The sequence below is a fragment of the Microvirga yunnanensis genome (assembly GCF_025460875.1).
This window is the reverse complement of sequence record NZ_JAMXFI010000134.1, coordinates 1-22,288: the sequence shown is the minus strand read 5'-3', so window position 1 is coordinate 22,288 and position 22,288 is coordinate 1. Positions and strand designations below refer to the sequence as shown.

The window sequence follows — 22,288 nt, the reverse complement described above, 5'->3', positions numbered from 1 at the left end:
CGGGCGCGGCGGCGCGGTTCGATGCGGCTGAAGCGGGGAGCAATCCGGGTGCAGAGTTCGTCCAACTGATCGGCCCAGCGGTGGGCCTCGCTTGCGTGCGTCATGGCGCGACACCTCCGTGTCTAAGACAACGCACAAACCCGGCTGTAGTACTAGAGCATCGGGCGCAAAAGTGGAAGGCACTTTTGAGCTTCATCCGATGGTGAGGGCATCGTCCGGCTCGGGAAACCGGATCCACTTTCCCGCACGATGCCCTAGAACCTCTTACGTTCACAATTCTTCGAAGGCCCACGGAGGTCCCATGCTCAGCCGCCGACATCTTCTGACAGGGGCGACCCTGCTGGCCGCCAGCGCTGCCATTCCCCGCGCCTGGGCGCAAGCCCCGTCCGGGCCCTTCAAGCTCGATCCCTTGCCCTATGCGCCCTCCAAGAACGAGCCGCATATCGACGCCCAGACCATGGAAATCCACCATGACAGGCACCATGCGGCCTATGTCAACAATCTCAACGCGGCGCTCAGCCAGAACGCCGAGGCGGCCAGGATGCCGCTCCAGGACATGCTGGCGAACCTGAGCAAAGTCCCGGAATCGATCCGCACGGCCGTACGCAACAACGGCGGAGGCCACGCCAACCACACCATGTTCTGGCAGATCATGGGCGGGCAGGGCGGCGAGCCCTCGGGCGACCTGAAGGCGGCCATCGACCGCGACCTCGGCGGGTTCCAGAAGTTTCAGACGGATTTCAACACCGCCGGCGAGCGGCAGTTCGGCTCCGGCTGGGTTTTCGTCACGGTCGCCCGCGACGGCAAGCTCGCCCTGACCACGAGGCCGAACCAGGACACGCCCCTGATGGACGGGCAGCGGGTCCTCATGGGCAACGACGTGTGGGAGCACGCCTATTACCTGAAATACCAGAACCGCCGGCCCGACTACCTCAAGGCCTGGTGGAACGTTCTCGACTGGAACCGGATCGGCCAGCGCTACGCCGCGGCGAAATCGGGAACGCTGACGGTTTAGCGCACTCGGGAGCACGCCGTCACCGGGCCATTGCCGCGGCTCGCCCGTCACGTCATCACCGGGCTTGTCCCGGCGATCCCGCTTCTGAGAGGCGCCGCGCTTCACCTTATCGGGATGGCCGGCGAGAGGAGGGTGATGACTGGCCGGCCATGACGTGGAGAGGGTGGCCCCGGACCGAACGATCGACCACCACGTCATCACCGGGCTTGTCCCGGTGATCCCGATTGACTGAAGCGCCGCGCCTCTCCGGATCGGGATGGCCGGGACAAGCCCGGCCATGACGTGGGAGGGTGGCGGGAAGGGCGGAGGATAGCCGGGTCGGACCCGGCCGGGACGTGGGAAAGCCTCAGGCCCTCGCCTTGCGGGTCTCTTCCCGGCCGAGGGCCTCGAACACCTTGGTGACGATGCCGGCCGAATCGAGCCCGGCCTTGGCGTACATGCGCTCGGGCTTGTCCTGGTCCTGGTAGAGATCGGGCAGGACCATGGCGCGCACCTTGAGGCTGCCCCGGTCGAGGGCGCCTCTTTCGGCGAGGAGCTGCAGCACATAGGAGCCGAAGCCCCCGACCGAGCCTTCCTCGATGGTCACCAGGACCTCGTGGTGGCGGGCGAGCCGCAGGATCATCTCCTCGTCGAGGGGCTTGGCGAAGCGGGCATCCGCCACGGTGGTGGAGAGGCCGCGCGTCTCCAGCTCCTCGGCGGCCTTCAGGGCCTCGGACAGGCGGGTGCCGAGCGACAGGAGCGCGATCCGGCTGCCTTCCTTGACGATCCGGCCCTTGCCGATGGCGAGAGGAATGCCTTTTTCCGGCATGTCGACGCCCACGCCCTCGCCGCGAGGATAGCGGAACGCGATGGGGCCGGAATCGTGAGCGGCCGCGGTCGCCACCATGTGGACGAGCTCCGCCTCGTCGGCGGCCGCCATCACCACCATGTTGGGCAGGCAGCCGAGATAGGCCACGTCGAAGGAGCCCGCATGGGTGGGCCCGTCGGCGCCCACGAGGCCCGCCCGGTCGAGGGCGAAGCGCACGGGCAGGTTCTGGATCGCCACGTCGTGCACGACCTGGTCGTAGGCGCGCTGCAGGAAGGTGGAATAGATGGCGCAGAACGGCTTGTAGCCCTCGGTCGCCATGCCGGCCGCAAACGTGACCGCGTGCTGCTCGGCAATGCCCACGTCGAAGGTGCGGGCAGGGAATTCCTTGCCGAACAGGTCGATCCCGGTGCCCGACGGCATGGCGGCCGTGACGGCCACGATCTTGTCGTCCGCTTGGGCTTCCCGGATCAGGCTCTCGCCGAACACCCGGGTGTAGGAGGGGGCGTTCGCCTTGGCCTTGGTCTGCGCGCCCGTCACCACGTCGAAGGTGACCACGCCGTGATACTTGTCGGCCGCGGCTTCCGCGGGCGCGTAGCCCTTGCCCTTCTTGGTCACCACATGGACCAGGATCGGCCCGGTCTCGGTGTCGCGCACGTTCTTGAGAATGGGCAGCAGGTGGTCGAGGTTGTGACCGTCGATGGGCCCGACATAGTAGAAGCCGAGCTCCTCGAACATCGTCCCGCCGGTCCAGAAGCCCCGGGCGAATTCCTCGGCGCGCTGGGCCTTCTCGTAGATGAATTTCGGCAGCTTCTTGGCCAGCTGCTTGGCCGTCTCGCGGATGCCCCGGTAGGTGCCGCCCGAGACCAGGCGGGCGAGATAGGACGACATGGCGCCGGTGGGCGGGGCGATCGACATGTCGTTGTCGTTGAGGATGACGATGAGGCGCGAATGCACGGCGCCGGCGTTGTTCATGGCCTCGTAGGCCATGCCGGCCGACATGGCGCCGTCGCCGATCACGGCGATCACGTTGTTTGTCTTGCCCTCCAGGTCCCGCGCCACGGCCATGCCGAGCCCGGCCGAGATCGACGTCGAGGAATGGGCCGCCCCGAAGGGGTCGTATTCGCTCTCCTGGCGCTTGGTGAAGCCCGACAGGCCGTCCGCCTGGCGCAGGGTGCGGATCCGGTCCCGGCGGCCCGTGAGGATCTTGTGCGGGTAGGCCTGGTGGCCCACGTCCCAGATCAGCCGGTCGCGGGGCGTATCGAACACGTAGTGCAGCGCCACCGTCAGCTCGACCACGCCGAGGCCCGCGCCCAGATGCCCGCCGGTGACGGACACGGCGCTGATCGTCTCCGTCCGCAGCTCGTCCGCCACCTGCCGGAGCTGGTTTTCGGGCAGTCGACGCAGATCGTCCGGGGTCTTGATGGTGTCGAGGAGAGGTGTGGACAACGTTGTTCTCGCCAAGCTTGAAGCCGGGTGGCCGTCTCAGGAAATAGGTTCGGGGGCCCCCCGGGTCAAACGCGAGGCGCGAACCTTCCCGCTCGGCCCGACTATTCCGCGACGTCGAGCGGAGCCGTGCCGGAAGCGGCGCCGTCCGGCCCGATGGTGATCTTCTCGATGCGGGCCTCGGCCTTCTTCAGGAGCTGCTCGCAATGCTTCTTCAGGGCCTCGCCGCGCTCGTAGATGGCAATCGAATCCTCCAGGGGCACGTCGCCGCGCTCGAGACGGCGGACGATGTCCTCCAGCTCGGCCAGGGCCTTCTCGAAGGGGAGGGTCTTGATGGAGGCGGTATCGGTCATGCGGGGTTCCGTCAAATCTCTGTCCTGGGCCGATCTCATGATGGAATTGCGGCATCGCTTGGTCGGCGCGCGAGGAGTCTCTGATAGACGAGACCGATGCCGATGAGAACAAGCCCGAGGCCAATAAATGACAGGGCGCGCATGACCCCCTCCAGGTTGGACAGGTCGACGATGAAGACTTTCAGCACCGCCAGCACGAGATAGACCGCCGAGACGAGGCGCGCGGGGCGGCTGTTGAAGGCGAGGCCCAGGCCGAGCAGGAGAATGCCGATGACGAGGAGCGCCAGCGAATAGCTCCATTGCTCTGCCTGTGTGAAGCCTTGCCACAAGGCGAGCTGGGGGCCGGCGGCGACCCGCCGGATCGCCAGGCCGACATAGGCCGAGAACAGGACGAGGCTCAGGACCCTGAGGACAGGCTGTAGAGGGGCGGCCTCGCGCGCCGCTCGAGAACGGCAAGGCCGGCCGCCAGGACGGCGGGCAGCAGATAGGCCGGGAGGAGCGCGTTGAAGATCGCTCCGCCCGGAACCTCGTCCTCGGTCAGCACGGGATTGGCGACCAGAAGCAGCCCGCCCGCGCAGAGAGCGAGGGACAGGGTCCTGAAGATGAGCGAGCCCCAGCGGTAGACCGGATCGGCGTACCGGAGGTCGAGGCGCGTGAGGACGAGCGCGAAGACGAGGCTTTCTGTCGCAACCAGCCCGATCTCCAGCAGATCGGTGGTGGCCGCCAGCGGATCCCCGGCCCGGAGCGCGTGGCGGATCTCGAAGAAGATCAGAAAAGCCGCGAACGCGATCCCGAGGCTCTCCGTCAGCCGCACGGTCCAGTCGCGGCCCGTGCGCTGGAGCAGGCGGCTCGCCGCCAGGAAGGCCAGGGCCGGGACGCCGTAGCCCCAGAGCAGCCAGTTGATCAGGACCGGACCGGGATCGCCCCCCACGATCGTCGGGTCCCAGATCAGCCGCCCCAGGATGATCACCCCGATGGCGCCGACCGCGTAGCGCAGGGCCGGGATCGCGATCCGGTCGGCGATCCAGGCGGTGCCGAGAGCCGTCAGGGCGAACGCGACCGTGAGCATGCCCCGGTCGAGCGCGAAGGTCAGGCCGAGCGCCAGACCCGCGAGGGCCGCCGAGGCCGTCGCGCCGAGGCCCAGGCGCAGGGCCGGGGCCTCCCCGTGTCCGCGCCGCATGATCCATTGCGAAACCAGCGCGAAGGCGAGCGCCAGCCCGCCGGCCACCAGGGCGAAGGACAGGCTGCGTTCGAACTCCGTCACCCGCCAATAGGCGGCGACGAGCGCCAGGAGCGGACCGGCGGTCGCCGCGCCCGCGTACCAGGCGGCCGTGGCGAGGCGAAGACCGGGCGAGCGCGCGAGCCGGGCCAGCGATGCCCCGGCGACGGCCGCCGGCGCCAGAAGGGCGAACCCGAGATAGGCCTCGACCGCGTGGGGGCGCACGGCGAAGGCGTCGCCGCTCTGGTAGAAGAGGTTTTCCGGCGTCCCGCCGATCTCGCCCGCGATAGGCCAGACGAGGAGCGCTCCGACGATCGACAGGGCCGCCCAGGCGGCCGCAGGCGCGCCGGCCGGGACGCGGAGGCCGGTCGCCAGGAGGACCAGCGCGAGCGCGGCGACGAAGACCGGACGGCCGTCGCCGGCGATGACGGATCCCGACACGGCGATCCCCGCGAGGGAGAAGGCCAGGAGGATGCCGCCCGCGGGCCGGTCGATGCCCGCCTCCGGGTCCGGAGCGTGCCGGTAGGGGAGGATGATCAGGACGACCGCCGCGAGGCCGGTCTGGATGACGAGATGCACCATGGCCGGCAGGGCGTCGGCGTCGTCCAGGATGAAGATGAGGAACGTCCAGGCGAGCACCCCGATCGGTGCTGCGAGCGCCAGCCAGCGCCAGCCGCGCAGGCGCGCGACCCCGTAGGCCGGCAGCACCACGAAGGCGAGGTAGATCACGAGAGCCCAGGGCTGGGGCCTGTCGGAGGATACGAGCAGGGGACTTCCCGTCGCGCCGAGCAGTCCGAGGGCCGCGAGGATCGGCCCGTGCAGGGTCGCGGCGATCATGGTCAGGACCGCCACGAGGCCCAGGATCACGAAGGTCGCTCCGGGCCCGATCAGGCCGTAGAGGGCGTAAGCCGCATAGGCCGACGCGAAGGCCGAGCAGGTGCCGGCCGCTGTCAGGATGGCCGGGACGCTGGCGGCCGGAAGGCCCGGCAGCCTGAGATCCTGCTCCCGGCGGCGCAGCCACTCGCCCGCGCCGATCAGGACAAGCGCGAAGAGCCCGCCCATGGCGATGCGCATCCCGGGGCTGAGCAGGTTCTGCTCGATGGAATAGCGCACGAGGAAGATGCCGCCGAACGCCAGGGCGACGCCGCCGACCCAGACCGCCCAGCGGGCGCCGAGCTTCTCTTCGAGGTCCCGGGTCTTCGCGGCCGGTTGCGGCGCTGCCGCCGGGATGGCCGGGACCGGCGCGGTTGTCGGAACGGGCCCGGGGGGCGGGGCCGGTTCCGGCTCGGCGGGCTCGTCGATGGCCGGTTCCCGAACCGGAGCCTGATCGGCCGATGGAGCGGCTCCGCCCGACTGCGCCTTGATCAGGCGCAGCTCGCCTTCGAGGGCCGCGACGTGCTGTTGGAGGATGGCGATCTTTTTGCGCGCGGAGAGGCCGAGGACCAGCCCGGCGATGGCGCAGGCGGGAATGCTGAGGACCAGCAGGGCGAGCAGGACCATGTCGTCCAAGGGGGCAGCCTCCGATCATCGGTGGGGGCATCGAATCCGGTGCTCCGACTCTTGGTGGGCGCATCGTTCATCGCGGCCCTCCGGGTCCACACGATGCGCCAGCGCATCGGCCGTTCCGGGCAAAATCGGCTATCGGCAGCTAAGCTGTAACATGAAGGGCGTGCCCTCCATAGCCTCGGCGCCCCGGCCGATGGACCGGATCGCGTCGACCATGCGGCCCCGGCGTCCGAGGAGATCGTCGGCCAGGGCGACGAGGCGCGGGTTCGGCGTCGCGCTCGGAGAGGCCGCGCGCAGGGCGAGCGCGATCCCGGCCTCGTCCCGCTCGGGTGCCAGGGCGCAGGCCGCGATATAGGCGGCCGCGGTGGAGCGGCTGATCCCGGCCCAGCAGTGGAAGACCAGGGGGCTCTCCCGGCCCCAGCCCTGGACGAAGGCGAGGAGCCGCTCGATATGCTCGGCGGCCGGCAGGACGTAGCCCTCGAGCGGCTCGACGATGTCGCTGACCCCGATGAGGAGGTGGCGCTCCGCCGCGATCCCGGCGGGACGCTCCACGCTGGCCCCGGCCCCCATGAGGCTGACCACGTGGCTCGCGCGGGTCGCCGTGACGGTCTCGGTCAGGCGGGAGAGGGGGCAGACGTGCAGGGTCGGCATGGGCTCGGGTCTCGGAGGTGGCGGGCAGCCTTACACGATTCGGATCAACCTCGCCCCTCGTCCATGCCCGTCTCTCCTCCCGAGAGCCGGGCAATGGCCCGTCATCACCGGCCTTGTGCCGGTGATCTCGATTCATTGTGGCGCGGCGCTCATCCTTATCGGGATGGTCGGCGCAAGGCCGGCCGTGACGTGGACGGGACGGAGCCGGCTCGGGCGTGGAGATCACCCCGCCAGCGCGGCCGTCACCGTCCCGCTGTAGCGCTCCTCCGCCTCGGCCACCGGCCAGGGTTCGAGAAGGGCCAGCACGGTCCGGGGCAGGGGCTCGGGCCGGCCGAAGATCTTGAGCGCCTCCTCGCGGGAAAAGCCCGCGAGATGGGTCGCCTCCAGGAAGGCCGCCTGGCGGTCGGCCTGCTTGATGAAGCGCTTGAGCGCCGCGGCCGGCTGGGCGGGCAGGCCGAAATGCAGATGGATCGCTCCGAGCAGCCCGGCCTCGATGCTCTTGTAGGCGTCGCCGATCACCGCCTTGAAGGGCGAGATGATGTCGCCGATCACGTATTCCGGCGCGTCGTGGAGCAGCACCGCAAGACGCCAGTCGCGCGGCATGTCCGGGTTCGTGTGGCTGGCGATCGCCTCCACGAGCAGGCTGTGCTGCGCGACGGAGAAGATGTGCCCGCCGACGGTCTGGCCGTTCCAGCGGGCCACGCGGGCGAGCCCGTGGGCGATGTCATCGAGCTCGACGTCGAGGGGCGAGGGATCGAGCAGGTTGAGGCGGCGGCCGGAGAGCATCCGCTGCCAGACGCGGGGTTCCTTCGCCATCAGAGCGTCCCGGCGAGGTCCGCGCATTCCGCGTGGCGGTAGCAGCCGGTGAGATGGTCGTTGACCATGCCGACCGCCTGCATGAAGGCGTAGACGATGGTCGGGCCGACGAAGTTGAAGCCCTCGCTCTTCAGCGCCTTCGAGATCTTGCGGGAGATCTCGGTCTCCGTCGGCACGTCGCGGCGGGTCCTCGCATGGGTCTGGACCGGCCGCCCGTCGACGAAATCCCACAGGAATTGCGAGAAGCCGCCGCGCTCCTGGATCACCAGCCAGGCGCGGGCGCCGGCGATGGTCGCCTCGATCTTGGCGCGGTTGCGCACGATGCCGGTGTCGAGTATCAGAGCCTCGACCTGAGCCTGGTCGAACCGGGCGATGACCGCCGGATCGAACCCCGCGAAGGCCCGGCGGAAATTCTCGCGCTTGCGCAGGATCGTGATCCAGGACAGGCCCGCCTGGAAGCCGTCGAGGATGAGCTTCTCGAACAGGGCGCGGTCGTCGCGTTCCGGCACGCCCCATTCCGTGTCGTGGTAGGCGACATAGAAGGGATCCGTGCCGGGCCACCAGCAGCGGGTCTTGTGATCGGGATGCAGGATCAGTCCGTCGGTCATGGAACGTGTGTAGCGGGGCCGCGGGAAAACGGGAAGAGAGGCCTGGGCTTTTCACCTCCCGCGTCATCACCGGGCTTGTCCCGGTGATCCCGACGATGGGGAGCGCCGCGCTTCTCCGGATCGAGATGGCCGGGCCAGGCCCGGCCATGACGGGGAGAGTGTCATGAGTGTCATGATCTGCCCGATTCCTCGCGAGCCGATCAATCGGACGACAGCACCTTGCGGAAATAGACGACCCGCTCCGTCTCCTCGAATCCCAGCGCTTCGTGCATGCCGTGCGACGCCGTGTTGCCGACAAGGGCATCGGAGGCGAACTCGCGGCAGCCGTGCCGCCGCGCCCAGGTCTCGACGGCGCGGCACAGCAGGCGGGCGAGGCCCCGGTTGCGGTGTTCCGGCTCCACGTAGATCCCTTCGAGGAACGCCACGGGCGACGTCGTGCAGCCGTTCACGGAGTCGCCGCGCAGGGCGGCTTCGGCAAAGCCCGCCGCCGTGCCGTCGGGCAGGCGCACGAGGAAGGCGGCCGCCTTCCTCTGCTCCCACAGCATGGCCTGCACGTCGGAGAGATGGTCCTGCACCGGGGCATCCGGCCAGAGGGCATGGCGCAGGACAGCCCATTCCTCCAGGGAGTGGAGGGTGCAGGGCTCGATCCTCGGGCTGTTCCCGTCATTCACGCGGCCGGGCTCCCCGGGAATCGACCAGCTCCGCCATGCGCTGCGAGGCATCGTCCGGGGACACCCGCAGGCCCGCCGAGACCCCGAGGCGGTCGGCCTCGGATCGGTTCTGGCTCACCTTCCACTTGCCGTCGATCCGGGCGATCTCGATCTCGATCCCGACAATGCCCTTGAGCTGGGCGGCCACGAAGGGCGGCGGCGCATCGCCGACCGCCCAGGGCTCCGGCCGGGCCGCCTCCTGCAGTTCGGTCATGGCGGCGATCTGCTGCCGCAGCCAGTCCGGATCGTCCCGGAGCGTGAGCCGGCCGCGGGCCTGGACGATGGCGTAGTTCCAGGTCGGCACCACCTTGCCGTGCTCGCGCTTGGCCGCATACCAGGACGGGGTGATGTAGCTCTCGGGACCCTGGAAGACCACGAGGGCTTCCTGCTCGGGGTCGAAGGTCCGCCACTGGGGATTGGCCCGGGACAGATGCGCCTTGAGGGTTCCGAGCCCTGACGCCGAGGCGTCCAGCACGAAGGGAATGGGATTGGCTTCGAGCCCCTCGCTGCCGAACGTCACCAGCAGGCCGAGCGGACGGGCCTTGATGAGAGCGTGTTGAACCGCGAGATCGGCTTCGCGGAAATGCGGCGGCTGGTACATGGCAATCCCGATGGAGCAGGCCGGGAATATTACCGTTTCACGAGAGCTCGGACCAATCAAAAATCCCGATGCCCTCCATCACACCCGGCGATGGGCGTCAGGCCCCCGTGCGAAGCGCCCGCAGCTTGTCGGCGAGCTCCGTCCAGCGGTAGGGCTTGCTGATGAACGACACGCCCGTGCCCAGGCCGTCGGACGGCAGGGCCGACATGGGATAGCCCGAGGCGAGCAGGATCTTGAGATCGGGCCGCATCTCGCGGGCTCGCCGCGACAGCTCGACCCCGTTCATCCCGTTGGGCATGATCACGTCGCTGAACAGGACGTCGATGGACGGGCTGCCTTCGAGGACCTCGAGCGCCCCGTTGGCGTCGGTCGCCGTCACCACGTCGTAGCCGAGGCTGTCGAAGATGTCGCTCGCGACCTCCAGGACGGCGGGCTCGTCCTCGACGATCAGGACGGTCCCGGCGCTGTCGCGGGCCGGACGCTCCGTCTCGTCCTCCTCGTCCGACGTCTCGTCGCCGTTCTCCTGGGCCGGCAGCAGCATGGTGAGCTTGGTGCCCTGGCCGGGAGTGCTGTCGATCCTGATCGCGCCGCCCGACTGGGTCACGAAGCCGTAGACCTGGCTCAGGCCCAGTCCCGTGCCCTTGCCGATCTCCTTGGTGGTGAAGAAGGGCTCGAACACCCGGTCGACGATGTCCGGCGTCATGCCCACGCCGGTGTCCTGGACGGTGATCGAGACGTATTGGCCCGGCGGCAGGTTCGACGACGCGGCGTCCTGCTCGCCGAGCACGGTGTTTCCCGTCACGATCTTGATCGAGCCGCCGTCGGGCATCGCATCGCGCGCGTTGACGATGAGGTTGAGCAGCGCGGACTCGAATTGCGGCGCATCGACCGAAACCCATCGGGTCCGTTGGGACAGAGAGAGCTGCAGCCGGATCATCTCCCCGCAGGCCCGGCGCAGAACCGACTCGAAGCCTTCGATGAGCGTGTTCGGATTGTGCGCCTCGGGCTGCAACGGCTGGCGGCGGGAGAAGGCAAGCAGCTGCTGGGTGAGCTTGGCGCCGCGCTCGGCCGCGCGCTGCGCGCTCTCGATCAGCTTGACGTCGCGCGGATCGCGCGCGTTGCGCGTCAGGAGATCGAGGTTGTTGACGATGATCGTCAGCAGGTTGTTGAAGTCGTGCGCCACGCCGCCCGTGAGCTGGCCCACCGCCTCCATCTTCTGGGCCTGGAAGAGAGCCAGCTGCGCGGCCTCGAGCGCCTCCTGCGTCGCCCGGCGTTCCGTGATGTCGCGGGTGATCTTGGCATAGCCGATCAGCTCGCCCCGATCGTTCCGGATCGGATCGATGACGACGTTGGCCCAGAATCGGGTGCCGTCCTTGCGGACGCGCCAGCCCTCCGCTTCGAACTTGCCCTCGCGGGCCGCCGTCTCCAGAGCGCGGCGCGGCAGCTCGGTGGCGCGGTCCTCGTCCGTGTAGAACTGCGAGAAATGCTTGCCGAGAATCTCGCTCTCCGCATAGCCCTTGATGCGCTGGGCGCCGGGATTCCAGTTCGTCACATGACCCTGGGGGTCAAGCATGTAGATGGCGTAGTCGGTCACGCCCTGGACCAGCAGGCGAAAGCGCTCCTCGCTCTCCTTGAGGGCCTCCTGGGCCAACTTTCTCTCGGTGAGGTCACGGGTGATCTTGGCGTAGCCGAGCAGTTCCCCGTGTGGGCTGCGGATCGGGTCGATGACCACGTGCGCCCAGAACCGGGTGCCGTCCTTGCGGACGCGCCAGCCCTCCGCTTCGAACTTGCCCTCGCGCGCGGCCGTTTCCAGGGCGCGGCGCGGCAGCTCGGTCGCACGATCCTCGTCGGTGTAGAAACGCGAGAAATGCGAGCCGATGATCTCGCTTTCCACATAACCTTTGAAACGCTGGGCGCCTGGATTCCAGCTGACCACGACACCGGTCGGGTCGAGCATGTAGATGGCATAATCGGTGACCGCGTCGACGAGGAGTTGAAAACGACCCTCCGACGACGTTGTCTTGTGACCAGGCACTGCATTCATCCAGAAAATTCCCCGGCAGGACCGTCTGCGCGGTTCTTTGGCGCATGGTCGGGCCCAGTGGTCTATAACCCCGATAACGCCCCGTAGTTCCTCGGAGCAGGCTAGAACTTAAGGCGCAACGCCGGGTTCTCCCGGGAAGGGGAAGCGGATCCAGGCCGGCTTCTCGAGCCGCACCGGGATGCCGCCCGCCCGGATGGTCTCGCCCGCCTGAAGCGCGTCGGCCGCCCGGTCCAGGCGGATCATCAGGAGCCCGCGGCCCTGCGCGCCAGTGCCGGTTCTCCCCAGGGCTTTCTCCCCGGCCGTGACCTCGACGCCCACATCGGCCGCGAAGCCGCCTTCGTAGAGGGCCGGGACGATGCGGGTCCGGGCCGTTCCCCGGTGCTGCATGCGCGAGACGACCTCCTGGCCCACATAGCAGCCCTTGTCGAAATCCACCCCGTGGAGCTGGTCCATGAGGGCCTCGTGCGGGAAGGCGTCGCCGAACAGGAAGTCGCGGCCGCCCTCCGGGACGCCGAGCGCGATGCGGTGCGCGTGATAGGCCGCCGGGTCGTCCCGGCCGAACTCCGCCGTATCCTGCGCGGCCACGATGGCGCGCCAGCCGAGATCGGGCAGACGGGGGTCGTCGACCACGAGTCCGGCCTCCTCGTCCGGCTTCGGGGCGTCCCAGCCCGCCACCAGGCTCAGCGAATCGGACAGGTCCTCGATCGCGACCTTCGCCCGCAGCTTGTAGAACCCGAGCCGCTTGGCGAGATCCGGGGCGTGGACCCGGAGAACATCGAGGTAATAGGCGCCGCCGATCTCCTGCGGAGCCTGGAACACGAGAAAATCGAACAGGATCTTGCCCTGGGGCGTCAGCAGGGCCCCGAGGCGGGCGGTGTGCGCTGACACACGGTCCAGATCGCACGTGATGAGGTTATCGAGAAAACCCTTGGCGTCCTCGCCCGAAACCCTTACCACCCCCCGGTCGGCCAGATGGACTGACGGCATGTGCCCGCTCTCCTTGCTCTTCCAGGCGTGACATATGCCCGTTCCGCAGCGGCCTCAAGGGATGAGATTGCCATGCCCCAGACCTTCGACCTGATCCTCAAAGGCGGCATCGTCGTGAACCACGACGGGCGCGTCGAGCGCGACATCGGCGTGCGCGACGGGCGGATCGCCGCCATCGGCGACCTGTCGCAGGCCTCCGCGGCCCGGGAGATCGAGTGCCGGGGCCTGCACATCCTGCCCGGCGTGATCGACAGCCAGGTGCATTTCCGCGAGCCCGGCCTCGACCACAAGGAAGACCTCGAATCGGGTTCCCGCGCGGCCGTCATGGGCGGCGTGACGGCGGTGTTCGAGATGCCCAACACCGATCCGCAGACCACGACCCCCGAGGCGCTCGCCGACAAGGTGCGGCGCGGCCATCACCGCATGCATTGCGACTTCGCCTTCTGGGTCGGCGGCACGCACGAGAACGCCCATCACGTGCCGGAGCTCGAGCGCCTGCCGGGCGCCGCCGGCATCAAGGTGTTCATGGGCTCATCCACCGGGTCGCTCCTCGTCGAGGATGACGAGGGCATCGCCAGCATCCTGCGGCGCACCCGCCGCCGCGCGGCGTTCCATTCCGAGGACGAGGCGATGCTGCGCGAGCGCAAGGGACTGCGCGTCGAGGGCGACCCGCGCTCGCATCCGGTCTGGCGCTCGGCCGAAGTGGCGCTCGCCTGCACGCGGCGCCTCGTGCGCATCTCGCGCGAGACGGGCGCGCGCATCCACGTGCTGCATATCACCACCGCCGAGGAGATGGCGCTTCTCAAGGACCACAAGGACCTGGTGACCGCGGAGGTCACGCCGCATCATCTGACGCTCGTCGGGCCGGAGGATTACGAGCGCCTCGGCACCTACATCCAGATGAACCCGCCCGTGCGCGACGAAGCCCATCGCGCGGCGCTCTGGCAGGGTCTCGACGAAGGCGTCGCGGACGTTCTCGGCTCCGACCACGCGCCGCACACCCGCGAGGAGAAGGACAAGACCTATCCCAACACGCCGTCCGGCATGACCGGCGTGCAGACCCTCGTGCCGATCATGCTCGACCACGTGAACGCCAGCAGGCTCACCCTCGAGCGATTGGTCGATCTCACGAGCGCCGGACCCAAGCGCCTCTTCGGCATCGCCAACAAGGGCCGCATCGCCGTGGGCTACGATGCCGATTTCACGGTGGTGGATCTCAAGCGCACGGAGACGATCACCAACGACTGGATCGCGTCGAAGTGCGGCTGGACGCCCTACGACGGCAAGAAGGTCACCGGCTGGCCCGTCGGCACGGTCGTGCGCGGCAACGTGGTGATGTGGGAGGGTGCGCTGGAAGCGCCGTCGCAGGCCGAGGTGGTGCGCTTCGAGGAGACGCTGGGTTCGTGACGCGTCGGGGATGACGCAGCAGTTGACATTCTTGCCGTTCAAGCCCTCGGCCGCCGCAGCCGAACGTGATCGGGTGAGTTTTTCGACGTGCTGCGAACCCGAGGTCTTCCTGACACCCTCCGGGCCGTGGCCCCTCCGCAGGTCATGGCCGGGCTTGTCCCGGCCATCCCGATCGGTGAGGCGCCGGCGCTTCGAGACAGCGGGATCATCGGCACGAGGCCGGTGATGACGTGCAGTGTGATCGCCCCGTATGCGCTACATCGTCCGCGGGACATCACCGGGACAAGCCAGGCCATGAGGGGACATGTTCCGCCCGGGTGGCACCACGGCGGATCTCTTTCCGGAGGATGGATAGGATCAGCAGCGCGGAGCGCGATGCGCCAATGTCTGCGGGATGAAGGTTGTCGGGCGCGAAGCCCTCAATGCTTCAGGGCGCCGATCATGGAGAATGCGCCGCTGCGGATCTTGTCCACGAGGGTCGACGCATATTCCGCAACGGCATCTTCGCCATAGGTGGCGACGAGTTCGGTGAAGGCCGCGAACAGGGCGGCCTGCGCCATGCAATCGCCGTCGAGCCCGTCGAGCTCGGCCTCCGCGAAGGCCTCGGTCACATAGCTCAGGGCCGCCTGCTTGAGGGCGCTGAGTTCGGGCAGCTCTGTGAGAGGGACGTCGTTGTCGTTCATGATCCAGGCCCCTTCGAGGGGCGGCGCGCGAGTTCGGTTGAATCGTTTCTAGACGTCGCGCCGGCCCGCCGCCAGCATCACCTTGCAAGGAGGTTAACGCGAGGGGGGGCATGTCCGAAAAATGTGGATAAGAGGCATCCTTGCAACACCTGTCCCGTGCGGCATGAACCCTCCGTCGTCATCACCGGGCTCGTCCCGGTGATCTCGATCGTCTGGAGCGCCGCGCCTCATCGCATCGGGATGGCCAAGAAGGGGAGCGGTGACCCACGGCGCACCTGCGGCCGCCTCCGCTCACCCGCCGTAGCGGCCGGTGATGCTGCGGGCGAGCTGTTCGCCCTCGCCCAGGAATCGGACGGACGCCTCCTGGGCCGACGGGGTGCAGACCCGGTAGGTGAGGGCGTAGGCCTGGTAGCCCTTGTTGTAGGCGCCGGCGAGGCGCTCGCGGCGGCCCGGCGTGGTCCCTTCAGCCTCGAGCAGGACCTGCATGCGCCGGCTCCATTCCGAGCCGTCGGGGGCGCTGCAGAGGGGGCGCAGCATGGCGAGCGAACCCATGATTTCGGCGAGCCGCAGCAGTTCCTTCTCGTAGGGCGCGGCCGGCGGCTCGACCGTGGGCGCTGGCTCCGCCTGCTGCTGGGGCGCGGATTGCTGCCCGGCGGCCGGCCTCGGCGATTGCTGCGGCTGGGGGCGCCGCTGCTGAGGCTGGGGCTGCGGGCGGAACTGGGGCTGGGACTGCGGCACGGGCCGGTACTGCGGCGGCGGAACCGGCTGGCCCGGCTGCGGCCGCGGCGGCAGGCCGAACAGCCGCTCGAAGAAGCCCTGCGCCATGGCCGGCTGAGGCACCGTGAGCCAAAGGGCCGGGACGAGGAGCAGGCCCGCGCGTCTCATGGTCTCGAATCCTCTGGTCTCGAATCCTCGCGGGCGAGCCGAAAGGCCTGCTCCAGAATTCCGGTGAGCCCTGCCGTCATCGGCAGATCGGCGATGTCCCGTTCCGTGACCCAACGGATTTCCTTTGCTTCCGGACCTGTCTGAGGTTCGCCCGAAACCCAGCGGGCGGCATGGGCGGCGATAACGACGTGATGCTTTATATGGCCTTTCTCGTCCCTTTCAATGAATTCCACCGGGGCGATCAGGCCGATAAGCTTGGCCTCAACCCCCACCTCCTCGCGAAGTTCCCGGAGCGCCGCCTCGCCCAGGGTCTCGCCGGCCTCGACCAGGCCGCCGGGCAGGGAGAACAATCCCTCGCCGGGAGGCTTGCCCCGGGCGGCGAGCAGGATGCGCCCGTCCCGGATCACCGCCACGGAGGCGGCAAGGATCGGACGGGACGGGAAGAGGCGGTCCGAGGTCATGGGAGTCCAAGGTCATGGGAGGCCAAGGTCATGGGGAGGAGATCCGGGCCGAAGAATCGTCCGCCGCCACATAGCGGGCCCGCGGCCGGATGAGGGCCGCCTGGCTGCGCTGCTCGATGGCGTGGGCGAGCCACCCGGCCGTGCGTCCGATGGCGAAGACCGTGAACGCAGCCCCGACCGGCAGTCCATAGGCGCGCTCCATCATGACGAGGGCCATATCGACGCTCGGGGTGCTCCCCGTGCCGGCCGCGATGGCCCTGAGGGTCGTGGCGTCGGAGGCGAGCAGCGGCACGTTCTCCAGGAGAGCCTTCGCCCTCGGGTCGCCGTCCGGATACAGGCGATGCCCGAAAGCCGGCCGGGATGCCGTTCCGGGATTGTCGAGAAAGGCCCTGACCCGTTCCGTCATTCCCCCGTGATACGGGCCGCTCAGGGTGACGAGACCGGCGACGACCGCGTGGCGCAGGGACGCGCCCGTGGAGGCCGCGACCCGGACCGCGAAGGCCGACGAGCTGAGCTCGTGGTCGGCGCACAGGACGAGGGCGCGCCGGATCGTGTCGGCGGCCTGCGGCGAAGCCGTCCAGGCGCGGGCCAGGTAAGCGTGCAAGGGTTCGGCGCCCGGATCGCCGCCGCCGGCGGCGGCCGCCACGAGACGCAGGATCGCGGCGACCTCCGCGGCCCGGGTCTCCTTGGGGCCTGGTTCGGACAGAAGGCGGACGGACTGCGCCACGAAGCCGTGGAGGCCGATGGCCGGGCCGGGCAGGGACGCCGGGATCCGGGACGCATGGTGAAAGGCATCCTCGTCGAGCCCGCCGATCAGCAGGCGCGCAACGGCCTCGAGGGTGGCGGTTCGGGAAAGCGCGACGGCCTCCTGCCCGCGATAGAGGAGATGCCCGTCGGTGATCTGCGTGATGCGTGTCTCCAGAACCGGCAGCCCCCAGTCGAGCGCGGTCGCGGCCGCGACCGTAGGGCGGCGAAAGCGGGCCTTGCGTTCGGCCAGCATCTCCACGTCCTCGACGGCGTAGAGGCGCTGCCGCGGATCGTGCGGCGACGCGAAGGAGCGGACCAGGCCCCGGCTCACATAGGCGTAGAGGCTGGCCCGGCTGATGCCGAGGCGGGACGAGGCCTCGCCGGCCGATGCGAGTTCGAGGGAGCGAGTGTCCATATGTTGATATGTTGATTCAAGATTGACCCGGGTGCAAGCCCTGCGTGAAGCTCTCCCGCAGCAAGGAGAAAGCGCATGACCATCGGACTGGACGACGTGGTGGCGGCCGAGACCGTTCTCAGCCATGTGGACGGGGAGGCGGGCCGCTTGATCATAGGCGGGTACGACCTGGAGGAACTCGCGGGCCGCGTGTCCTTCGAGGATGTGGTGGTCATGCTCTGGACCGGGCTGGCGCCGGACATCGCCGCCGATCCAAGGGCGCTTCTCGGCCGGGCGCGCGCGCGCGCCTGGGGCCATCTGGCGCCGCTCGCTCCCCGGCTGGCCGGCCTCACGCCGGTCGAGGGCATGCGGCTGCTCCTGTCGAGCCTGCCCGATGCGGAGGAGGGCCATCCGGCCCTGGCGGTCGGGGCGGCGGGCGTGGCCGCCGCCATGGCCGTGCGGGGCGCGCAGGGCCTCGCGCCGGCGGAGCCGGATGCGTCTGCGCCTCACGCGGCCGACATCCTGCGCATGATGCGCGACGCGCCCGTGGCGGACGACGAGGCGCTGGCCCTCGACACCTATCTCGTGACGGTGATCGACCACGGGCTCAACGCCTCGACCTTCGCGGCCCGGGTGGTGGCCTCGACGCAGGCCGGCATCCTGTCCGCGGTCGTGGCCGGGCTGTGCGCCCTCAAGGGGCCCCTTCACGGCGGGGCGCCCGGTCCTGTGCTCGACATGCTCGACGCCATCGGGTCCCTCGAGAGCGCGGATGCCTGGCTCGACGATGCCATGGCCCGGGGCGAGCGCCTCATGGGCTTCGGCCACCGGATCTACCGGGTGCGCGACCCGCGGGCGGACGTGCTGAAAGGCGCCGTCGGCCGGCTGAAGGGCAGGGGCAACCGCATCGCCTTCGCGGAGGCCGTGGAAGAAGCGGCCCTGAGAGCCCTGAAGCGCCGCAAGCCCGGGCGCCGGCTCGACACCAACGTGGAGTTCTACACCGCCATCCTGCTCGACGCGCTCGGGGTCCCGCGCGCCGGCTTCACGCCGCTCTTCGCCGCCGGCCGCACGGCCGGCTGGGTGGCGCACGCCGTCGAGCAGAGCCGCACCGGCCGCATCATCCGGCCGCAGTCGCGCTATGTGGGGACCTGGCCCGCCCAGGCGGCGTGAGGAAGGCCTACTCGGTCGCCTCGTCCGGGCGCTGCGCCAGGCATGGGTCGAGGACGATGAAGTCGCGATTGGGGCGGCTGTAGCCGCCCGCGACCGTCACCACGTCGCCGACCTTCATGTCGTTGGTCTGGTAGGTGACGCAGAGCACCTTCGGGTCGGACCCGCTGCCGCACAGGCCCAGATAGGCGAGCGTGCTGTCGAAATGCACGAGGGCGAGCGGGCCCGTCACGCTGAAGTCGATCCGGGTCGCGCCGGTCTCCCGATCCTTGGTCAGTTCCCGGACTTCGTGGCATTGCGCCCGGTACGAGGGCTGCATGTCGGGATCGGCGAAGGGATTCTTCTCGGGCCCGTCCTGGGCCTGCGCCGGCGGCACCGCCCCGACGAGCAGCACGGCCATGACGGCCCGCATCAGATGTCGCGCTGGATGCCGCAGGTGCATGGATCGGTGCTCTAGACGTGCTGGCCGCCGTTGATGTGGAGCTCCGCGCCGTTCACGTAGGAGCTCGCCTCCGTGCAGAGGAAATAGATCGCCTTGGCCACTTCGTCGGGCGTTCCCAGCCGCCGCATGGGCAGCTGCTCGACGATCTTCTCCGTGCCGGGCGAGAGGATCGCGGTGTCGATCTCGCCGGGCGAGATGGCGTTGACGCGCACGCCCAGGGGGCCGAAATCGGCCGCCATCTCGCGGGTCAGCGCCGCGAGCGCCGCCTTGGACGTGGCATAGGCCGCGCCCGCGAACGGATGCACCCGCGAGCCCGCGATGGAGGTCACGTTGACCACCGAGCCCTTGGCCTTGGTGAGCTCGTCCTGCAGGCCGCGGGCCAGCATGATCGAGGCGAAGAAGTTGACCTGGAAGACCCGCACCCAGTCCTCGTAGCGGGTATCGAGAGTGCCGAGCCGGGAGCCGGCTTCGCCCTTGGGGGAAATGCCCGCGTTGTTGACGAGAGCATGCAGGCACCCGCCCTCGGCGGCGAGCCGCTCCTTGACCTCCGCGATGGCCCGGCGGGTGTCCTGGGCGTCGGCGAGATCGACCTGAAGATGGTCTTCCGGCCCCATCTCCCACGGGCAGTTTTCCGGAAAGCCGTGCCGTGAGCAGGTGATGACCCGCCATCCGGCCGCGGAGAAGCGCTTGACGGTGGCATGCCCGATGCCGCGGCTGGCGCCGGTGAGCAGCATGATGCGGCGGGAATTGCTGGGGGAGGGCATCTGGGTTTCTCGCGTGGGAGGGCCTGGACCCTTACCCCGGTTCAGGGCCGGGGTCCATGCCGCTCATGGCCTGTCAGGGATACAGCCGTACCTTGCGCCATCCCTCGCCCTCGCGGGTGAAGACGACCCGGTCGTGGAGCCGGAACGGCTTGTCCTGCCAGAATTCGATGGAGACCGGCGCGATGCGGAAGCCCGTCCAGTAGGGGGGACGGGGCACCTCGCCGATGGCGTATTTGGCCGTGTTGAGCGCCACGGCCTTTTCCAGCGCGAAGCGGCTCTCCAGCGGGCGCGACTGCTGGCTCGCCCAGGCGCCGATGCGGCTGTCGCGCGGGCGGCTCTGGAAATAGGCGTCGGCCTCCTCGTCGCTCACCAGGGTCACGGGCCCGCGGGCCCTCACCTGGCGGCGCAGGCTCTTCCAGTGCAGGACTAGCGCCGCCTTCCTCTGGCCCAGGAGTTCCTGGCCCTTGTTCGATTCCGTGTTGGTGTAGAACACGAAGCCGTTCTCGTCGAAACCCTTGAGGAGCACCATGCGGACGTTCGGCAGGCCGGTGTCGTCGACGGTCGCCAGCGCCATGGCGTTCGGATCGTTCGGCTCCGAAGCCTCGGCTTCCGCCATCCAGGCCTTGAAGAGCGCGAAGGGCTCTTCCGATTCAGTGAAGTCACCGGTTATTAACGGGTTCAATGCTTATCTCGTTCTGTGACTTAAGGTTCTGGGGGGACCCGACGCGTGACGCGGATCAATGCGCGCCGTTATAGATCAGATGCTGTCCGGAGCGAAGCCATCAAGCTGCTGGCCGTGGGCCTCATCGCCCTGTCCACGGGCGCATGCAGCTTTTCCTTCGGCCTGTCCGCCCTGGACGACGAGGAGCCCAAATCCACCGGCGCCCTCGCGGCCAAAGCCGTCACGCCCCTGTCGGCCGATCTCGACGAGGAGGACTGGCGCCGGGCCAAGGCCGCCCTCGCGGTCGCTCTCGATCCGCAGGGGCCGGGCACGCTGGTGTCCTGGGACAACCCCGCGACCAGCATGAAGGGCCATTTCACCCCCACGGGCGCGCCCTTCGTGAAGAACGACGAGATCTGCCGCACCTTCTCGGCCCATCTGAGCGGTCCGTCCTCCGCGTCCCTGAACGGGACGGCCTGCCGGCCTTCGGGCGGCGACTGGGCGATCAAGGAGGTCAAACCGATCAAGGCGCAGGCCAAGGTCTAGCCTCGGCGGTGCGAGGCGTTGCAGACGGGCAACACTTCGCCCATATGACCGTCAAACCCGTTGAGCTTTCAGGCTCCCATTCCGACGGTTCATGGATTCCACGATGCGAAACCCCTACGACATTCTAGGCGTATCCCGCTCCGCGAGCGAAGCGGAGATCAAGAAGGCGTTCCGCAAGCTCGCCAAGACCTACCATCCCGACAGCAACAAGGACGATCCCAAGGCGAAGGACAAGTTCGCCGAGGCGAACTCGGCCTACGAGATCCTCGGCGATGCCCAGAAACGCGCCCAGTTCGACCGGGGCGAGATCGACGCGGAGGGCAAGCCGCGCTTCCAGGGCTTCGAGGGCTTCGGCGGCGGGCGCGGCGGGGCGCGCTCGGAGGACTTTTCCGGGTTCAGCGGCTTTTCCGGGTTCGGCGGCGGCTCGCGCCGGTCGAGCCGGAGCACCTTCGGGGCCGATCTCGGCGACGACATCTTCTCCCAGTTCTTCGCCGATGCCTTCCGTTCGGGCGGCGAGGGCACCCGCCAAGGCCGCACCCGATCGCAGAAGGGCGAGGACGTCGCCGCCACCCTCACCGTGACCCTCGAGGAGGTGGCCCAGGAGGCCAAGAAGCGCATCCGGCTCTCCACCGGACGCGACGTGGACGTGGTGATCCCCAAGGGCGTCAGCGACGGCCAGGTCATCCGCCTGCGCGGCCTGGGCCAGGGCGCCCCCGGCATCGATCCCGGCGATGCGCTGCTCACCATCGGGTTCGCCCCCCATGAGCGCTTCACCCCGGAAGGGTCCGATCTGCGCCTGCGCCTGCCGGTCGAGATCGAGGAGGCGGTCCTCGGCGGCCCCGTGCGGGTGCCGACCCTAACCGGCTCGGTGGAGATGAAGATCCCGCCCATGACGAATGCCGGCCGCACCTTCCGGCTGCGCGGCAAGGGCCTGCCCACGAAGACCGGGCACGGCGACCTCCTCGTGACCACGGAGATCAGGCTGCCCGAGGTGGTGGACGAGGAGCTGTTGGACTACGCCCGCAGGCGCCGCTCGGAGAAGGCCAAGTAGAGAGCGACGTCGTCCTCCCCGTCACGACCGCCCTCCCGACGTCATGGCCACGCTCCGCCCGTTCTGTCCCCCTCCCACGTCATGGCCGGCCGGTCATCCCGATGCGGTGAGGTGCGGCGGCTCTCGTATCGGGATCACCGGGACGAGCCCGGTGATGACGTGGAGGGTGGGACGAGCCCGGTGATGACGTGAGAGGGTGGTGCGGGCCGGTGATCATATCCTCCCCACGTCATGGCCGGCCTTGTGCCGGCCATCCCGATCGGAAGGGTGGGGCGCTCTTCATCATCGGGATCACCGGGACAAGCCCGGGGATGACGTGGGG

Annotated in this window: 21 protein-coding genes and 1 pseudogene; 5 read left to right on the top strand and 17 right to left on the bottom strand. The window is 69.0% G+C overall.

Annotated elements, in window-relative coordinates; genetic code table 11:
• Window positions 1–301 precede the first annotated feature (301 nt).
• Window positions 302–1,015: a superoxide dismutase gene (locus NF876_RS36845; protein WP_262272938.1), complete on the top strand. Its 714-nt coding sequence runs from the start codon at window positions 302–304 to the stop codon at window positions 1,013–1,015.
• 346 nt (window positions 1,016–1,361) lie between these two features.
• Here the strand turns inward: NF876_RS36845 and dxs are convergent, their stop codons facing one another.
• From dxs to ygfZ, 10 genes and pseudogenes are all read right to left on the bottom strand, one after another.
• Window positions 1,362–3,269 (bottom strand): 1-deoxy-D-xylulose-5-phosphate synthase, encoded by a 1,908-nt coding sequence (gene dxs, locus NF876_RS36840; protein WP_262272937.1) that lies wholly within the window; start codon window positions 3,267–3,269, stop codon window positions 1,362–1,364.
• Window positions 3,270–3,370: 101 nt separating this feature from the next.
• Window positions 3,371–3,619 carry an exodeoxyribonuclease VII small subunit gene (locus tag NF876_RS36835; RefSeq protein WP_009764792.1) on the bottom strand — a complete coding sequence of 83 codons (249 nt, stop codon included), beginning with the start codon at window positions 3,617–3,619 and terminating at the stop codon, window positions 3,371–3,373.
• 35 nt (window positions 3,620–3,654) lie between these two features.
• A pseudogene (locus NF876_RS36830) lies at window positions 3,655–6,338 on the bottom strand (DUF2339 domain-containing protein).
• 138 nt (window positions 6,339–6,476) lie between these two features.
• Window positions 6,477–6,995, bottom strand: coding sequence for a tyrosine phosphatase family protein (locus tag NF876_RS36825; protein ID WP_262272936.1), 519 nt, complete (start codon window positions 6,993–6,995; stop codon window positions 6,477–6,479).
• 222 nt (window positions 6,996–7,217) lie between these two features.
• On the bottom strand, window positions 7,218–7,811 hold the full coding sequence (locus tag NF876_RS36820) for a YfbR-like 5'-deoxynucleotidase (RefSeq protein ID WP_262272935.1): 594 nt from the start codon (window positions 7,809–7,811) through the stop codon (window positions 7,218–7,220).
• Window positions 7,811–8,419 carry a DNA-3-methyladenine glycosylase I gene (locus NF876_RS36815; protein ID WP_262272934.1) on the bottom strand — a complete coding sequence of 203 codons (609 nt, stop codon included), beginning with the start codon at window positions 8,417–8,419 and terminating at the stop codon, window positions 7,811–7,813. Before NF876_RS36815 ends, NF876_RS36820 begins: the two co-directional genes overlap by 1 nt.
• Before the next feature lie 200 nt (window positions 8,420–8,619).
• On the bottom strand, window positions 8,620–9,090 hold the full coding sequence (gene aac(6') / locus NF876_RS36810; RefSeq protein WP_262272933.1) for an aminoglycoside 6'-N-acetyltransferase: 471 nt from the start codon (window positions 9,088–9,090) through the stop codon (window positions 8,620–8,622).
• Window positions 9,083–9,730, bottom strand: a complete 648-nt coding sequence (locus tag NF876_RS36805; RefSeq protein ID WP_262272932.1) for an FMN-binding negative transcriptional regulator — start codon at window positions 9,728–9,730, stop codon at window positions 9,083–9,085. Before NF876_RS36805 ends, aac(6') begins: the two co-directional genes overlap by 8 nt.
• A 97-nt stretch (window positions 9,731–9,827) precedes the next feature.
• Window positions 9,828–11,774 (bottom strand): hybrid sensor histidine kinase/response regulator, encoded by a 1,947-nt coding sequence (locus NF876_RS36800; protein ID WP_262272931.1) that lies wholly within the window; start codon window positions 11,772–11,774, stop codon window positions 9,828–9,830.
• A gap of 108 nt (window positions 11,775–11,882) precedes the next feature.
• Window positions 11,883–12,761, bottom strand: coding sequence for a CAF17-like 4Fe-4S cluster assembly/insertion protein YgfZ (gene ygfZ / locus NF876_RS36795; protein WP_262272930.1), 879 nt, complete (start codon window positions 12,759–12,761; stop codon window positions 11,883–11,885).
• 72 nt (window positions 12,762–12,833) lie between these two features.
• On the opposite strand from ygfZ, the gene NF876_RS36790 reads away from it, so the two are divergent.
• Window positions 12,834–14,168, top strand: a complete 1,335-nt coding sequence (locus NF876_RS36790; protein WP_373696775.1) for a dihydroorotase — start codon at window positions 12,834–12,836, stop codon at window positions 14,166–14,168.
• Window positions 14,169–14,587: 419 nt separating this feature from the next.
• Here the strand turns inward: NF876_RS36790 and NF876_RS36785 are convergent, their stop codons facing one another.
• The 4 genes from NF876_RS36785 to NF876_RS36770 form a co-directional block, all read right to left on the bottom strand.
• A complete protein-coding gene (locus NF876_RS36785) occupies window positions 14,588–14,851 on the bottom strand; it encodes a hypothetical protein (protein ID WP_262272929.1) in 264 nt (87 codons plus the stop codon).
• Window positions 14,852–15,142: 291 nt separating this feature from the next.
• Window positions 15,143–15,736: a TIGR02301 family protein gene (locus tag NF876_RS36780; RefSeq protein ID WP_262272928.1), complete on the bottom strand. Its 594-nt coding sequence runs from the start codon at window positions 15,734–15,736 to the stop codon at window positions 15,143–15,145.
• Window positions 15,733–16,197, bottom strand: coding sequence for an NUDIX hydrolase (locus tag NF876_RS36775; protein ID WP_262272927.1), 465 nt, complete (start codon window positions 16,195–16,197; stop codon window positions 15,733–15,735). Before NF876_RS36775 ends, NF876_RS36780 begins: the two co-directional genes overlap by 4 nt.
• 28 nt (window positions 16,198–16,225) lie before the next feature.
• Window positions 16,226–17,359, bottom strand: a complete 1,134-nt coding sequence (locus NF876_RS36770; RefSeq protein WP_262272926.1) for a citrate/2-methylcitrate synthase — start codon at window positions 17,357–17,359, stop codon at window positions 16,226–16,228.
• A gap of 75 nt (window positions 17,360–17,434) precedes the next feature.
• On the opposite strand from NF876_RS36770, the gene NF876_RS36765 reads away from it, so the two are divergent.
• The gene (locus tag NF876_RS36765) at window positions 17,435–18,505 is read left to right on the top strand and encodes a citrate synthase (RefSeq protein WP_262272925.1); all 1,071 of its coding nucleotides are present in this window, start codon (window positions 17,435–17,437) and stop codon (window positions 18,503–18,505) included.
• A 7-nt stretch (window positions 18,506–18,512) separates the two neighbouring features.
• Here NF876_RS36765 and NF876_RS36760 read toward each other — a convergent pair whose 3' ends face one another.
• The 3 genes from NF876_RS36760 to pdxH all read right to left on the bottom strand — a co-directional run bounded on the left by NF876_RS36760 (window position 18,513) and on the right by pdxH (window position 20,390).
• Complete coding sequence (locus NF876_RS36760; protein ID WP_262272924.1) at window positions 18,513–18,944, bottom strand: hypothetical protein; 432 nt, start codon at window positions 18,942–18,944, stop codon at window positions 18,513–18,515.
• A gap of 11 nt (window positions 18,945–18,955) precedes the next feature.
• Window positions 18,956–19,678, bottom strand: coding sequence for an SDR family NAD(P)-dependent oxidoreductase (locus tag NF876_RS36755; protein ID WP_373371292.1), 723 nt, complete (start codon window positions 19,676–19,678; stop codon window positions 18,956–18,958).
• A gap of 103 nt (window positions 19,679–19,781) precedes the next feature.
• On the bottom strand, window positions 19,782–20,390 hold the full coding sequence (gene pdxH, locus NF876_RS36750; RefSeq protein ID WP_262272922.1) for a pyridoxamine 5'-phosphate oxidase: 609 nt from the start codon (window positions 20,388–20,390) through the stop codon (window positions 19,782–19,784).
• 45 nt (window positions 20,391–20,435) lie between these two features.
• Between pdxH and NF876_RS36745 the strand changes: the two genes are divergently transcribed.
• Both NF876_RS36745 and NF876_RS36740 read left to right on the top strand, forming a co-directional pair.
• A complete protein-coding gene (locus tag NF876_RS36745; protein WP_262272921.1) occupies window positions 20,436–20,915 on the top strand; it encodes an RT0821/Lpp0805 family surface protein in 480 nt (159 codons plus the stop codon).
• Window positions 20,916–21,018: 103 nt separating this feature from the next.
• Window positions 21,019–21,966 (top strand): DnaJ C-terminal domain-containing protein, encoded by a 948-nt coding sequence (locus tag NF876_RS36740; protein WP_262272920.1) that lies wholly within the window; start codon window positions 21,019–21,021, stop codon window positions 21,964–21,966.
• Window positions 21,967–22,288 lie beyond the last annotated feature (322 nt).